Here is a 14278-nt window from a genome sequence, read left to right as displayed (position 1 = left end):
CAAAACGCTCAGGCAAGTGTGCTTCTTTCTATGGATGGAGGGCGCCGGCTCGATGAGGAAAATATCGCGGCAGTTGTTAATCTTGTCGCCGCAGCAGTGCCTGGATTGGATGAACATAATATTTCGCTGATAGATAATCGTGGTCATGTCCTTCTTAAACAAGGAGAAGGAAACGCAAATGGTGCTCAGTCTTTAGAAGAACAGCGTCAGATTATTGAGCAGCGCATTACACATGAAGTTGAGGATTTGTTGGGATCATCATTGGGACCTGGGCATGTTCGTGTGGAAGCGAATGTTACGATGAATAATGATCATATTCGTGAAACACAGGAAAATTATGATCCGGATCAGCAAGTTTTGCGCTCTCAGCAAATCAAAACAGAAAAAAATATTAATACTCAAGGAACTTCGAATACAACAGTCTCGAATAACCTTCCAAATGCGAATGCAGGCCAACAGCAAAATGGCAGCCAGAGTAACAGACAAGAACAAACTAACAATTACGAGATAAGCAAGACAGTTCGGACTTTAATTCAGGACCAACCACGGATCGCGCGTATTAGCATGGCCGTGATGGTCGATGGCATTAGTCAAACTGATGGGGAAGGTAGATTATCTTGGCAGCCGCGTAATGAAGAAGAGCTATCTCGCCTGACGGCATTGACTAAAAGTGCGGTTGGTTTCGACCAAAAACGAGGCGATGTTGTTACCGTTATGTCCATGAAATTTACGGATATAGGGACTGAAATGAAGCCTGAAATTTCTAATTGGGGTAGGTTTCTCGACCGCCCCCATCAGATGGCAGTTGTAAAATTGGGCTTATTTTTGGTTTGTCTTACAATGGTATTATTTTTTGTTGTTAGACCAATATTAAAACCTATTGAATATAGTACACCTAAGGAAAAAATAAATAGTTCTGGAGATTTTGATAATTTAGAATCAATAAATTTTAATAATAACAAACTAGATAATCAATCCGGAATGAAAGAAAAGAAATTTTTAGAAATTTCAGATGCTAGTTCGAATTCAGAGAATGAAGAAACCGTTTTTGTCAATGGTGTTCAGGGGAAAATTAGAGCATCATCTGTGCAAAAAGTTGTAGAGCTTGTTGGAACACACCCATCCGAGAGTATTTCCTTGTTAAGAGGATGGTTAATTCCAGATCAAGAGGGAGTATCTAGATAATGGATATAGAAAAAAATATCACAGGAATACAAAAAGCGGCAATTTTAATGATGGCTTTGGGAGAAGATAATTGTTCTAGATTGTTTGAACAAATGCACGAAGAAGAGATTAGAGAAATTTCTTTAGAAATGACACGGCTTGGAATCATATCGTCACATGTTGTGGAAAAGGTGTGTCACGAATTTAGTCAAGGATTAGGAGCAGTCGAGGGTGTAGTAGGAGACCTCGAGAGTACGGAAAGGTTACTGAAAAACACACTCCCTGCCAATCGAGCTGCAGCTATTATGGAGGAGATTCGTGGTCCTGCTGGTCGTACAATGTGGGATAAATTAGGGAATGTGTCAGAAGTAGTACTTGCCAACTACTTAAAAAATGAATACCCACAGACAGTATCCGTTATTTTATCTAGGATAAAATCTTCGCACGCAGCTAAAGTTCTGGCCATTTTACCTGAAGATTTTTCTTTAGATGTTATGGTGAGAATGTTAAAAACTGAAAATATACAAAAAAATACAATACAGAGTATAGAAAAAACTTTGAGGTTAGAGTTTATTTCTAATGTCCCTAAGGGAATTAATCGTAATAGTCATGAAGTTTTAGCAGATATATTCAATAATTTTGATAGAAAACTTGAGGGGCGCTTTATGAATGCCTTGGAAGAAAGAAGTCATGATGATGCTGAACAAATTAAGAGTCTTATGTTTACGTTTGAAGAGCTTACAAATTTATCCGGTGAGAGTTTAGTAGTGCTTTTGAATCAAATTTCACGTGAAATTCTTCCGCTGGCACTTAAAGGAGCAAGTGATAGGCTGCTCCAGGCGTTTTTGGCATCAATGTCTGATCGTGCAGGGCGAATTCTTTTAAACGAAATTGAAGACCTAGGGCCTGTACGGGTTAAAGATGTTGATATAGCTCAGAATGAAATTCTTGTTATAGCTAAGGATTTAATTGCTCGTGGAGAAATTGATGTGATCGATAAAGAACAGCCAGGGAATGAGATGATCGTTTAATGAGTAAGAAATTGTGGGAAAATCATAAAAAAACAGGAATTTTGTATTTTGAGAATTTTGAGGAAGTCCCAATAGAAAAAAACTTAAAAATTGAAAATGAATATATCCCAAGTAAGGAAAAAGAATTTGATGATAATGTTTTAAATTATTTTTATGAAAGGGGAATTTCAGAAGGAAAAAGAATAGAAAAAGAAGAGTGCAATAAAAATAAAGAGATAATTTACAATCGAAACAAATTGTTGTCTAATTCTCTATTATCTATAGAGAAACAAATAATTTCAGGAAAAAGGCAAATTTCTGAAGAGATATGTGGTATAATGATAAATAGTTTATCAAATTTATTCCCAAGTCTAATAAAAAAATATGGGGAAAAAGAATCAGAAATTATATTAAAAAAAATATCTAAAGTTATAGATCAAAATTCGTGTTTGAATTTAAATTGTTCTAAAGAATTTTTCTGTAGAATAAAAAAACTATCACCAATTTTTTCTGAAAAGAGGATAAATTTTAATTTGGATGAAAATCTAAAAAATGGAGATTTTGAGTTATTTTGGGATATGGGATCTCTATCCCGAAGCGCGAATAAAGAAATAGAAAAAATAATCTCCGAAATGTTTTTCTCAAATCAGGAATAGTAAAATGCCAGAAGAAAATAAAGGTATTTATGATCTGGAGCAGGACGATTGTTCAGCTCCAGATAGTATTGATTTTGATATTTCCTCCGATTTAGAAGCTATTTATAGTGTTCCAGTTACTATTAGTGCAGTATTGGGTAAGGCTGTTATGCCTATAAATCAGCTTCTTAGGTTGGGTCGAGGTGCTGTTGTTGAATTGGATCGCAAAATTGGTGATCCGATTGATATTCTTGTCAATAATCGCTTAATTGCGAGAGGAGAAGTCGTTATGGTTGATGAAACTCGTTTAGGGGTTACGATGACTGAAATCATAAAATCTGAAAAATAAAACTCATAATAATATGTATAGATTTTGAGAGATTTGGAAAGCGTGGATTATACAAATAAAAATTTTTCTATTAATTTAGAATCAATATTTAATTTCTTTAAAACTTCTCCATCCTTGACGTTTATGCAAAAAAAACTTCCAGGATCTGATGTGGGCCTTGCACTTTTTGTTGCAGGCCTTCTTTCAATACTTATTTTTCCTCTACCTACATTTGCTCTAGATATGGGCTTATCAATCTCTGTTACATTATCTATATTGGTTTTGATGGTAGCATTGTTTTTAAAAAAACCATTGGATTTTACGTCTTTTCCAACGTTGTTGTTGCTAACAACATTGTTACGCCTATCTCTCGAAGTGGCAACTACCCGCTTGATATTAAGCCATGGATACCAAGGCCTATATTCTGCAGGACATGTTGTCGCAGCTTTTGGTGGTTTTCTGATGGGAGGAGACGTAGTTATTGGAGCTATATTATTTTCGATACTTCTTGTTGTTAATTTCATGGTTATTACAAAAGGCTCAGGTAGAATTGCTGAAGTTTCTGCAAGGTTTTTTTTGGATTCTATGCCAGGAAAACAAATGGCTATTGATGCTGAGCTATCTTCTGGAAGTATTAATGATATAATTGCAAAAAAAAAACGAAAAGAACTTGAAGAAGAAAGTGCTTTTTATGGAGCAATGGATGGAGCATCCAAGTTTGTCCGTGGAGATGCTATCGCTTGTTTAATAATAACTGCTATTAATATTATTGGAGGGTTAACAATAGGCATTATCCGTCATGGAATGTCTGTATCTGATGCAGCCACAGCATTTACAACTTTGACAATAGGTGACGGACTTGTATCGCAGATACCCGCTCTTTTGGTGTCTGCTGCTTCAGGTATTGTTGTAACGAAGGGGGGGACAGAGGGCGGTGCAGATGTTGTTCTGATAGAACAATTAGGTGGAAATGCTAAACCGCTCGCTTTGGTTTCAGGTTGCTCATTACTTTTGGCAGTAATGCCTGGATTGCCAGCTTTCCCGTTTCTTTTTTTGGCAATTTTATCTGCTTTCGCAGCTTGGTTCAGGTATGCTTTTCCAGTTTCTTCTAACGAGAATGATTTGATCTCAGTTCCTGAGACAAATAATCAAATTGAAACTCCTATTTCCAGTATATTAAAAATTGATTTATTGAAATTGGAATTGGGATTTAATTTGCTTTCTATAGCCAACGTAGATAGTAGCATTTTAACGGATAAAATCAAACTATTAAGAAGAACAATTGCTTCTGATATGGGATTTGTATTGCCTCCTGTTCGGATTCAGGATAATTTACATTTATCATCTGATCATTATGTAATATGCATTAAAGAAATTCAAGTTGGAGGTGGTGAGGTTAGGGTCAATAAGCTTTTAGCTATGAACCCCCAAGGCGGAGATCCTAATATCGAGGGTGAAAAAACTAAAGAGCCTGCTTTTGGTTTGCCTGCATCGTGGATAGACCAAAATTTACGTGAAAATGCTATTATTCAAGGATATACAGTTGTAGATCCATCTAGTGTTATTATTACGCATTTAACTGAAATAATTAAAGAAAATATGGCGGATCTTCTTTCTTACTCAGAAACGCAAAAGTTGCTCGATGGAATTACTGGAGATCAACAAAAACTCATTGCTGACTTGGTTCCGTCACAAATTTCCGTAAGTAATATACAAAGAATATTACAATACCTTCTTGATGAAAGAATCTCTATCAGAGATTTGATTGGTATTTTGGAGTCTATACAAGAGGGATGTAGCCAAGGATTAAAAACGGTTCCATCGTTAGCGGCTCATGTCAGAATTAAGTTGGCTCGTCAAATCAGTTTCTGTGCTATGAATAGCCAAGGATATATTCCGGTGATATTACTTAGCCCTAACTGGGAAGAAATTATATATAATAATTTATCTTCTTCAAATGAAGGTGGTCAAATTAATTTTTCTCCGTCTCAAATGAATAAATTTATTTCTAGTTTGAGGGGCGCTTTTGATAATGTTTCTAAAAAAGGAGAGTTGCCTATAATGTTGGTTTCTAATAATATTAGAATTCCCATTAGAAGAATAGTTGAAAGAATACAGCCTTCTGTATCTGTTTTGGCTCAAGAAGAAATTTTCCCTAGAGTAAAAATTAAAAATATAGAAGTTGTACTATAGAACTATAAAAATAAATATCCCCTAAATACCTATAGCAATAGTATTTATTAAAAATATGTTATTTAGGATCTGGGATTATTTTTTATTTAGACTGATGTGTACTTGAAGGGCTCCAAAACCTATTTGTTTTGCTTGCTTCTGTGTGATTTCATTTCTCCTGTGTTGATTGGTTCTGAAGGAAGATGAAGCTGCCGCGTTTTTTTAATGCTGAAGAGCGCTTTGCTCGGTTGAGCGAGCTTGGTGACCAACTCGAGGCCTTTTCCCGAATTATGGATTTTAGAGTGTTTCTCTCTGATTTGACCAAGCATTGTTTTCTTCAAATGGGAGCCAAAGCGGCCGTCCGCCGTTTGATTCATTACGGTATACAGAATACTAGTGATCTAGATATTTAACAATCTGTCTGGCGGGCACATGGAATATTTGATCAACTACCGCCTATATTTCATGCGTTTCCTTGGTCTGGGCGAAGCCTGCAAGGTTCCGGCGAAACGTAGTATCGGTTGGATACAGGCGGAGGGCTGTCTGACTGCGGGTTAGATGCCAAAACTGTCTGGCTGTCTTGTGAGCGTCTGAAACAGGCGAGTGCGATTGATGCTATGTTCAACCGCTTTAATGTGACCCTGTAGAATGCCTGTTGTCTGCCGATATCAGACCAGATCTTGAACACGAAATTGGTAGCGGCTCCAAAGTAGCGCAACATCAACGCTGAGAAAGCGGATTCCTGGGCCGGATGTATCTCAAAGGACTGGCAGGGCCAGCCGTTGTAGCATTGGTTCTTCTTATGCTCCAAAGGAACGTATTCGAGTAACTAAATAAAGGATTTCAGTAAAATTTTTTGTCTTTTGTGTAGAACTTATGGGGTTCGTCGCATGGTGATTGGCGCATCAACAAGTAAAAGTGAGAGTAATCCAGATATAATCAACGCTGCTGAGCACATATACCATGCTATATCGAAACGTCCGGTGTAGGACACAATATAGCCTGTAACGATCGGTGCAAAAAGACCAAGAAAATTGCTGCAAGTTAGAGTTACGCCTGTCACCGTACCAATTTTGTCTCCGTCTTCAACCAGGTCTGTGAGCAAGGCTGTATTCGCGCCGTTAGCTGCTATTAAGCATGCGAGTGAGCCTCCGAGAATCAGGAGAATTGGTGTCATGGTATGAAATTTCGGCAGTAGGCCGATTGTGGCGGCACCCCCGAGGCAGATTGCAACGATTAATCTGCGACGTGACGGATGAATGTTATTTCGGAAGATGAACTGCTCGAGAGTGCGTCCGATGCCGATCGCGCCAACGGCAGCGGTAAGATAACAGAGGGCTGTACGCGTTCCTGTCCCAGTAATATCGATATGAAGTTCATGGATCAGGTAAAGTGGCATCCAGGACATTACCAGAAAATTCAGATAGTTCTGGGTACATTGAACGATAAGAATTCCCAGAAAAGACGAGGATCTGAAGAGATTCCTGATTGAACTGAACGAAAAAGGCACAGAGTTAGGGAGAGATGTCTTCTCGGCTGGAGCACGATAAACCATCCACCAGATTGCCGCCCAGACAAGCCCTATGCCTCCAAGCGCAATGAATTCGAAGCGCCAGCCGAAAAAGGCGATCAGATAAGCCCCGGCGATCGTGCCCCCAGCCAGTCCAAGCTGCATACCAGTCAGCAGGATCGTCATAACCGAGCCTCGTTCTTTTGGCAGCGCCCAGTTACGGACGACGGTCGCGCCGACACCAAAGGTCGGCGCTTCTCCGACACCGAGCAGAACACGCGTCATCAGGAATTGAGTGATGTTGTGAGCCATTCCTCCCAACAACATCGCAAACGACCATATCGAAACCGCCAGACTGCCGATCAGTCGCGCCCCTTTGCGGTCGAGGAGCATGGTTGAAGGAAGATTCAGCAGGAAATATGACCATAGAAAACTGGATGAGACCCACCCCATCTGTACGGGAGACAGCATGAATTCTTTCCCGAGCGTGGGCAGAGCGATGGAAAGGGCTGCGCGATCGCCGTAGCTGATGACGTACATCAGAAAGACGAGAAGAAAAAATATGTATCGAGGCGGAATGTTCCGTTTCCGGGACGTGAACGTTGTGGCTTGATCTTGAGTCATGCTGTCGTTCTCCGGAATTTCAGCTGTTGAGGATGATGATTGCTTTAAAAAGAACTGAAAATTCAGGAGCCTTCGGCGGTCTCAACCGTTGCGACGATCGCATCTCTGGCTTTCGAGGCCCGGTCATGGCGCAGCATCCAGACGCCTGATCCGATGATCAGAACTGCGCCAGCAGCCATGGCAGAGCTGGGAATTTCGCCAAAACCGAGCCAGCCGATCAGTGCGGCCCAGAGCAGACCCGTATAGGCAAATGGGCCGATGGCAGAGACCTGCGCCGAAGCAAAAGCCTCAGTTTGAAGAACCTGCGCGATACCGGCAAAACCGCCCACGATCACCAGACACAAACCGTCCTGCCACCCCGGTGTGACCCAGATGAAAGGGAGGGGCGCAGCGGTCATGACTGTCATGAGAATGGCCTGCCATAATGAAATCGTCGTACTGGCCTCGGTGGCCGAAAGTTGACGGATCTGCATGGTTGTCAGCGCACCGACTGCTCCTTGCGCCAGTGCCAGCAGATAGATGGCTGTGGACACCGATGTGGCGCTCGTATTGAGAAGCCCTTTTCCAAGTGCGACAACCACGACACCTGAAAATCCGATCAGAACTGCGATCCAGCGCTGAAGGGAGGGCCGTTCGTGCAGCAACGGGATTGAAAGCAGCACAAGAAATAGGGGTTGGGTGTAGGAAAGGACCTGCTGTTCTGCCAGCGGCAGACGTGTCACGGTGATGACAACCATGATCATGCTGATCAGTCCGACGACAGATCGGATCAGGTGACCACGAAAGTGATGCGTTCTGAGGATAATTCCTGTTCTGGAGGCGATCAGAAGTACAAAAGGCAGAGAAAAGAGATTGCGAAAAAATATGATCTCAAGAGCGGGAAGTCGTGTTCCTGTGAGCTTTTGAAGAGCATTGAGCGCCGCAACAAAAAACGTGGCTGATGCCAGAAGCAGGGCGCCACGTTTCAGATCATGCTTCATTTTAACTCATACCTCGATGCACGATACTGACGCAGCAATGTCTGAAGGACTGGTCAGAGGCATTATGATTGTCAGTCGTGAAGCCGGAACGCCGGTGTCAGGACTGCCCCGGTCGCTTCAATTTCTGAGCGGATGGCTTTTGCCAATTCCAGTGATCCCGGTGTGTCGCTATGCACCAGAATGGACTGTGCCTTGACCTGAAGCCTTGATCCCACAGAGGTCGTGACAGATCCGTCTTCCAGAAACTGTCTGACGCGCGCCCTGATGGCAGCCAGATCATGAATGACGGCGCCCGGCTGGTCGCGGGGAACAAGCGTCCCAAGGCTCGTATAGGCCCGGTCTGCAAGAAACAGAGTCTGAACACGAAGTCCTGCCGTCTCGGCTGCACGCTCCGTCAGCTGTCCGGGCATGCAGAAGACCGTCAGTTCACGATCCAGCGCGGCGATGGCGCGGGTAAGCCTCAACGCCAGACCGGCATCGGCATTGGCCATGTTTCCAAAGGCGGCGTGATAGCTGACATGGGTGACGCGATGTCCGTGCATGGCCGCCACGGCCTGAAGTGCGCCGATCTGGTAAACCATCATGGCTTCCATATCGGCGTCCGAAATGGACATGGAACGCCGGCCGAAACCGATCAGGTCCGGCAACCCCGGATGTGCCCCAATGCCGACGCCTTTTTCTTTCGCGCGCTGCACCGTCCGGTTCATGATGGCGTAGTCCCCGGCATGGAAACCACAGGCGATATTGGCTGACGAAATAACATCCATCAGCCCGTCATCATCAGCGATACGCCAACGGCCAAAGCCTTCGCCCATGTCGGAATTCAGGTCGATCTTCATGCTTTGCCTCGGGAGTTTGTGCCGTTTCGTGACTGACAGGAGGCGCGGTACTGGGCGACCATCAGGCGGAGATCATCAAGGTAGCTCTTGATGGGTTGTTCGGCCGCGATGCCGGTCTTGTGGTTGCATTCGACAAAGCGGATGGACGTTCCGATCCGGGCCTGTGCCAGACACCAGAGATCGGCCTCGATCACGGTTGCGATGCGCGGATAGCCGCCTGCGGTATTTGCGTCCGCGAGCTGGACGATAGGTTCTCCAGCCGGTGGAACCTGTATGATGCCCGGAATAATGCCGTATGATCGAAGTTCGGCCTGTTCGAGCATGGCGAGGGGTCTTCCGCTGAGACGATATCCTACGCGATTGCTCTGTGGCGTGATGCGCCAGCCCTGATTCCAGAAACGCTCGCGGGATTCAGGCGTGAAACGCGCGTAATCCGTGCCGGGAATGGCGCGCAGCAGAATGGTTTTATCGTCGACGGCATGATGATTGAGAACGCGCGCTGGCGGAACCGAACCATACCCTGAGAGCGGCTCGGTCGCAGGTTGAGTGGCAAGTTTATCCCCCGCTTCGAGAAACCGTCCGTCCATTCCCCCGAAACTGCCGCGAAGCTGGGTACTGCGTGACTCCAGAACCACAGGAACGTCAATGCCGCCTCCGACACAGACATATGCCCGGGCACCCGTTCTGGGAATGCCGACCCTGAGCATCTGCCCGGGAGCTGCGGTTTCCACGGACCATGCAAGAACGGGCCTGCCGTCCAGTGTCAGAGGTGCTTCAATTCCTGTAACGGCAAAGCTGGTTGGGGTGTCGAACCGGATTACGAAAGGATAAGTCTGAAGCTCTATGCAGGCGGCGTCCAGATCATTGCCCAGAAGAATATTGCCGATTTTCAGGGCGAGCGGGTCCATGACCCCCGAACTCCCGACTCCCAGATTGCGATAGCCGGGACGCCCCTGATCCTGAATCGTATTAAGCGGCGCGGTTTCCAAAATTGTGATCACAGCTCAATGCTCTCCGGGCGAAAACGGATACGATCGCCGATGGCGAACAAAGAGGGAGAGCTGCGATACGGGTCGAAAAGACAGATTTCGGTATAACCGATTGAATTCCAGCCATTGGGACCGGTCAGTGCGGAAATCCCGGCCTGCATCCCTCCGATCGTCACGGTTCCTGCTGGCATGTTGAGAGAGGGAACGGATTTTCGCGGCGTTGCGATACGCGGGTTTAGGCCGTGTAAATAACCGAAACCGGGTGCGCTTCCGATGGCGCAGACTGTATATTCACCCTCGTGATGAAGGCGGATCACCTCTTTGGGGGGCAGCCCAGTATGGGCGGAAACCGCTGCCAGATCCTCCCCCAGTGCGCCACCATAGCGAACATTCACTTCAAAGAGACGTCCCATGATCTGGCGCGGTGGAAGGCTTTCCCAGGTGTTGCGGAGCCAGTCAGCAATCTGTTCCAGATCTTCCGGGGAGCGATTGAAGATCAGGAGTAGGTTGGTAACGCCGGGGACGAGTTCCTGAATATCAGCGCGGTTTCCGGCATGATCCATGAGCGCCCAGATCCGCTGCTGTTGCTCCATGGTAAAGGCGCCGGGTGCTTCGAACAGTATGGCGCGTGTGCCCATCATGCTGATGACCGGAGCGTTGCTGGCGTGGTGCCGGTCAGAGGTGAGGAGCGTGTCTGCGGTCAAAACATGCAGTTCCCGGGCTGTGACGGATCCGTCTCATTGTCTCAAGAGCCGTTTTTGAGGCGGCATCGAAACGATATGACTGACATGGGAATGATGACCAGAGCAATTTGGCGTTTGAGGTCATTGGATAATCTTATGGCTGCCTCTTGGGGTGAGAGTGCCATCGGATAATGTTATGGGGCAAGAACGAACGGCTCTTGGTGTTTGCGCGGTAACTCCATTAGCGTCGGGGCTATATTTCTGTCTGATGCTCCGTTTCGCCGATGGGGCTGAGGGCGTTCTTTCATCATATTTCAGCAATGAGTCCCCTTCGCATGAGCAATACACCCTATCGCACAGCCCTCGTCACTGGTGCTTCCTCGGGCATCGGCGCTGCCATTGTCCGGCGCTTGAGCGAAAGCGGCATTGAAGTTCATGCTCTGGCGAGGGATGCGAAGCGCCTCGAAGCACTGGCAAGCGAAACGGGATGTGTCCCTCATGCTGTTAGCGTATCGGATCAGGCGGGCCTTGAAGCTCTGATCGCAGGGCTGGAAATTGACGTTCTGGTGAATAATGCAGGACAGTCCCGGACCGGCAACATCACCAACACGACGCCAGAGGATATCGATGCACTCGTGGATGTGAATCTGCGCGCCGTGCTGCAACTGACGCGTCTGGTGGTGCCGGGAATGATTGAACGTAACCGCGGGCATATCGTGAATATCAGTTCGATTGCCGGACATTACGCTTTTGCAGGGGGCAACACAGTCTATCATACGACAAAGGCTGGCGTGCATTCGCTGTCCCAGCAGTTGCGGTGCGATCTGTTCGGTCGTCAGATCCGGGTGACGGAAGTTTCGCCCGCTCGTGTGGAGACCGAGGTTTTCGGCCGTCTGATTGGTGACATGGCCGAAGCAAAGAAGCGGTTCTTCGACGAATATGACTCTCTGCTGCCGGAAGACATTGCCAACTCCGTGGCCTTCGCAGTTCTGGCGCCGCAGCGCATGAATGTCAGCTTCATGGAAGTGCTGCCGACGATGCAGGTCGTGGGTGGACTGAATTTTGCAAAGAAAACCTCTGTTTCGGGCTGATATCAGTGGATCTTTCACAGATCAGACGCCTGATCGATCTCATGGCACAGGCTCCGATTGCGGAGCTTGAGATTGAGGACAACGGCCGTAAAATCCGGCTTACAAGAGCCCGGAGTGATCAAGCGGTTCCGGTTATCTCTACCCCTGTAAAATCAGCGGAGACAGAGACGACAGGAACCTTACCTTCACCAACAGTCGTCGCAAACGCTCAGGAAACCATTACAGCGCCGTCTTATGGCGTCTTTCATCTGGCGCCTTCACCGGACGCACCGCCTTACGTGGCTGTCGGACAGCAGGTTGAGGCGGGGCAGCAGGTCGGGTTGCTGGAGGCCATGAAGGTTTTCAATCCAGTCCGTGCGAGCGTTGCAGGAACGATTGAGGCTGTTCTGGTGGCCGGTGGCACTGAAGTCGATATGGGAACGCCCCTGTTCCGTCTGGTATGAATGAAATGCAGCGTTTCAAAAGAGTTCTGATTGCCAATCGCGGGGAAATTGCCCTGCGCATCCAGCGCGCCTGCCGTCAGCTTGGGCTGGAAACAGTGGCAGTCTATTCGGAAGCTGATGCAGACAGCCGACATGTTCGTGAAGCGGATGTGGCTCTGTGTATTGGTTCGGCGGCGGCGTCGAAAAGCTATCTCGACAAGGAGGGGCTGCTTCTGGCTGCGAAAGTGACAGGGGCGGGTGCCATCCATCCGGGATACGGGTTCCTTTCGGAAAATGCGGATTTTGCCGATGCGGTTGAAGCGGCGGGGCTGACCTTCATCGGTCCGACCGGAGATTCCATTCGCATGATGGGGGACAAGATTACCGCCAAACGGGCCATGCGGGAGGCCGGAGTGCCCTGCGTGCCGGGTTCGGATGGTCCACTCCCGACTTCTGCGGATGAGATTCGTTCCATCGCGCTCGAGGTTGGTTTCCCTGTGATCGTCAAGGCCTCTGGCGGCGGCGGCGGTCGCGGCATGCGGGTCGTGCATGGTGTGGATGAACTCGAAAATGCCGTCGCGCTGACGGCCAAAGAAGCGCAGCAGGCTTTCGGAAACCCGACGCTGTATCTTGAAAAATACATGCAGAAACCGCGTCATGTGGAAATTCAGGTCCTGTGCGATACGCATGGAACGTCGCTCTGGTTGGGCGCGCGGGACTGCTCCTTGCAGCGGCGCCATCAGAAAATTCTCGAAGAAGCGCCAGCGCCCGGCATTCCGCCAGAGACCATCGCCGAGATCGGAGCGCGTTGTGTTCAGGCCTGTCGCCAGATTGGCTATCGCGGGGCAGGGACGTTCGAGTTCCTGTATGAAGACGGGGTCTTCGCATTCATCGAGATGAACACGCGCGTGCAGGTCGAGCATCCCATTACGGAAGAAACGACCGGTATCGACATTGTGGCCCAGCAGATTCGGATCGCACAGGGTGAAGCACTTGGCCTGCATCAGGACGATATTCTGATGCAGGGCCATGCGATTGAGTGTCGCTTGAATGCAGAAGATGCCGCAACATTCATGCCGTCCCCCGGCACGTTGACACGATGGGATCTGCCGGGTGGTCCGGGTATTCGCGTCGATACGCATGTGGTGAGCAACTATACGGTTCAACCTTATTATGACTCGCTGATCGGAAAGATCATCAGCTACGGCGCGACACGGGAGCAGGCGATTGCCCGAATGCGGGTGGCGCTGTTCGAAATGAAAGTTGAGGGTATTTCAACCAATATCGCCCTTCATCAAGCACTTCTGGCCGATCCGCAGTTTCAGGAGGGAGGCGTGGATATTCACTATCTGGAACGCTGGCTCGCAGAGAGGTCTGCATCATGAAGACTGTGGACAATCAGATTCCGATGTTTGAAGGCATCCCGTCTCCGGACGATCTGGCGCGGCTTGCGGATTTGTTGCTGGAGGCCGGGCTGGAGACGATCGAGCTTTCAGATGGCAAGGGCGCGCGCTGTTTTATGCGCATGACTGCTCCTGTCACGCGACCGGATGTGCAGATTGCAGAGGATGCTGCGTCTGCCACAGAAGCCACGAGCCGTCTTGAAATCCGCGCGCCTTATTTCGGTACGTTGGTACTGACAGATCTGGCAAAAGTCGGAACGTCGGTGGCGGCGGGGGCAGTCGTGGCGCAGATGCAGATCGGAGTCTTGCAGATCCCGGTTATCGTACCGGTTGCGGGAACGGTTATGGACGTTGTCGGTGAGGATGGCGCGCTGACGGGGTACGGCGCTTTGATTGTGCAGGTTGAACCCGCCAACTGATCGTTACGA

General features: G+C 47.6%; 14 protein-coding genes and 1 pseudogene. 10 read left to right on the top strand and 5 right to left on the bottom strand.

Going from position 1 to position 14278, the window contains the following annotated elements; genetic code table 11:
• The 6 genes and pseudogenes from GKO01_RS10080 to GKO01_RS16290 all read left to right on the top strand — a co-directional run.
• Positions 1 to 1185: flagellar M-ring protein FliF C-terminal domain-containing protein (locus tag GKO01_RS10080; RefSeq protein WP_099286984.1), on the top strand; the 1185-nt coding region annotated here is incomplete at its 5' end.
• Complete coding sequence (locus GKO01_RS10075; protein WP_167383460.1) at positions 1185 to 2195, top strand: flagellar motor switch protein FliG; 1011 nt, start codon at positions 1185 to 1187, stop codon at positions 2193 to 2195. The genes GKO01_RS10080 and GKO01_RS10075, both read left to right, overlap by 1 nt.
• Positions 2195 to 2830: a hypothetical protein gene (locus GKO01_RS10070; RefSeq protein ID WP_099286957.1), complete on the top strand. Its 636-nt coding sequence runs from the start codon at positions 2195 to 2197 to the stop codon at positions 2828 to 2830. Before GKO01_RS10075 ends, GKO01_RS10070 begins: the two co-directional genes overlap by 1 nt.
• A gap of 4 nt (positions 2831 to 2834) precedes the next feature.
• A complete protein-coding gene (gene fliN, locus GKO01_RS10065) occupies positions 2835 to 3158 on the top strand; it encodes a flagellar motor switch protein FliN (protein WP_099286956.1) in 324 nt (107 codons plus the stop codon).
• 123 nt (positions 3159 to 3281) lie between these two features.
• Positions 3282 to 5330 (top strand): flagellar biosynthesis protein FlhA, encoded by a 2049-nt coding sequence (gene flhA, locus GKO01_RS10060; RefSeq protein WP_099286955.1) that lies wholly within the window; start codon positions 3282 to 3284, stop codon positions 5328 to 5330.
• A gap of 182 nt (positions 5331 to 5512) precedes the next feature.
• Positions 5513 to 6091 (top strand): annotated as a pseudogene (locus GKO01_RS16290) (transposase); the annotation flags it as partial.
• A 92-nt stretch (positions 6092 to 6183) separates the two neighbouring features.
• Here the strand turns inward: GKO01_RS16290 and GKO01_RS10050 are convergent.
• The 5 genes from GKO01_RS10050 to pxpB all read right to left on the bottom strand — a co-directional run bounded on the left by GKO01_RS10050 (position 6184) and on the right by pxpB (position 10892).
• On the bottom strand, positions 6184 to 7443 hold the full coding sequence (locus GKO01_RS10050) for an MFS transporter (RefSeq protein ID WP_099286953.1): 1260 nt from the start codon (positions 7441 to 7443) through the stop codon (positions 6184 to 6186).
• 62 nt (positions 7444 to 7505) lie between these two features.
• Positions 7506 to 8423 carry a DMT family transporter gene (locus GKO01_RS10045; RefSeq protein WP_099286952.1) on the bottom strand — a complete coding sequence of 306 codons (918 nt, stop codon included), beginning with the start codon at positions 8421 to 8423 and terminating at the stop codon, positions 7506 to 7508.
• A 71-nt stretch (positions 8424 to 8494) separates the two neighbouring features.
• Positions 8495 to 9262, bottom strand: coding sequence for a LamB/YcsF family protein (locus tag GKO01_RS10040; protein WP_099286951.1), 768 nt, complete (start codon positions 9260 to 9262; stop codon positions 8495 to 8497).
• A complete protein-coding gene (locus tag GKO01_RS10035; RefSeq protein WP_099286950.1) occupies positions 9259 to 10263 on the bottom strand; it encodes a 5-oxoprolinase subunit C family protein in 1005 nt (334 codons plus the stop codon). Before GKO01_RS10035 ends, GKO01_RS10040 begins: the two co-directional genes overlap by 4 nt.
• Complete coding sequence (gene pxpB, locus GKO01_RS10030) at positions 10260 to 10892, bottom strand: 5-oxoprolinase subunit PxpB (RefSeq protein ID WP_099286983.1); 633 nt, start codon at positions 10890 to 10892, stop codon at positions 10260 to 10262. The genes GKO01_RS10035 and pxpB overlap by 4 nt, the downstream gene beginning before the upstream one ends.
• Positions 10893 to 11269: 377 nt before the next feature.
• Here pxpB and GKO01_RS10025 point away from each other — a divergent pair, with 377 nt between their 5' ends.
• The 4 genes from GKO01_RS10025 to GKO01_RS10010 are packed head-to-tail and all read left to right on the top strand — an operon-like array spanning position 11270 to position 14269.
• A complete protein-coding gene (locus GKO01_RS10025; protein WP_099286949.1) occupies positions 11270 to 12025 on the top strand; it encodes an SDR family oxidoreductase in 756 nt (251 codons plus the stop codon).
• Positions 12026 to 12030: 5 nt separating this feature from the next.
• The gene (locus tag GKO01_RS10020) at positions 12031 to 12468 is read left to right on the top strand and encodes an acetyl-CoA carboxylase biotin carboxyl carrier protein (RefSeq protein ID WP_099286948.1); all 438 of its coding nucleotides are present in this window, start codon (positions 12031 to 12033) and stop codon (positions 12466 to 12468) included.
• A complete protein-coding gene (gene accC, locus GKO01_RS10015; RefSeq protein ID WP_099286947.1) occupies positions 12465 to 13832 on the top strand; it encodes an acetyl-CoA carboxylase biotin carboxylase subunit in 1368 nt (455 codons plus the stop codon). Before GKO01_RS10020 ends, accC begins: the two co-directional genes overlap by 4 nt.
• Positions 13829 to 14269 carry a biotin/lipoyl-containing protein gene (locus GKO01_RS10010; protein ID WP_099286946.1) on the top strand — a complete coding sequence of 147 codons (441 nt, stop codon included), beginning with the start codon at positions 13829 to 13831 and terminating at the stop codon, positions 14267 to 14269. Before accC ends, GKO01_RS10010 begins: the two co-directional genes overlap by 4 nt.
• Positions 14270 to 14278: the final 9 nt, after the last annotated feature.

The sequence above is a fragment of the Gluconobacter kondonii genome (assembly GCF_002723995.1).
Classification (GTDB): Bacteria; Pseudomonadota; Alphaproteobacteria; order Acetobacterales; family Acetobacteraceae; genus Gluconobacter; species Gluconobacter kondonii.
This window is presented reverse-complemented; position numbering and strand designations above follow the sequence as displayed.

What these genes read in the sequence shown, in the direction of transcription:
- GKO01_RS10075 (WP_167383460.1), top strand. Translation starts at nt 1,185, where the DNA reads ATGGATATAGAAAAAAATATCACAGGAATACAAAAAGCGGCAATTTTA.
- GKO01_RS10070 (WP_099286957.1), top strand. Translation starts at nt 2,195, where the DNA reads ATGAGTAAGAAATTGTGGGAAAATCATAAAAAAACAGGAATTTTGTAT.
- fliN (WP_099286956.1), top strand. Translation starts at nt 2,835, where the DNA reads ATGCCAGAAGAAAATAAAGGTATTTATGATCTGGAGCAGGACGATTGT.
- flhA (WP_099286955.1), top strand. Translation starts at nt 3,282, where the DNA reads ATGCAAAAAAAACTTCCAGGATCTGATGTGGGCCTTGCACTTTTTGTT.
- GKO01_RS10050 (WP_099286953.1), bottom strand. Translation starts at nt 7,443, where the DNA reads ATGACTCAAGATCAAGCCACAACGTTCACGTCCCGGAAACGGAACATT.
- GKO01_RS10045 (WP_099286952.1), bottom strand. Translation starts at nt 8,423, where the DNA reads ATGAAGCATGATCTGAAACGTGGCGCCCTGCTTCTGGCATCAGCCACG.
- GKO01_RS10040 (WP_099286951.1), bottom strand. Translation starts at nt 9,262, where the DNA reads ATGAAGATCGACCTGAATTCCGACATGGGCGAAGGCTTTGGCCGTTGG.
- pxpB (WP_099286983.1), bottom strand. Translation starts at nt 10,892, where the DNA reads ATGATGGGCACACGCGCCATACTGTTCGAAGCACCCGGCGCCTTTACC.
- GKO01_RS10025 (WP_099286949.1), top strand. Translation starts at nt 11,270, where the DNA reads ATGAGCAATACACCCTATCGCACAGCCCTCGTCACTGGTGCTTCCTCG.
- accC (WP_099286947.1), top strand. Translation starts at nt 12,465, where the DNA reads ATGAATGAAATGCAGCGTTTCAAAAGAGTTCTGATTGCCAATCGCGGG.
- GKO01_RS10010 (WP_099286946.1), top strand. Translation starts at nt 13,829, where the DNA reads ATGAAGACTGTGGACAATCAGATTCCGATGTTTGAAGGCATCCCGTCT.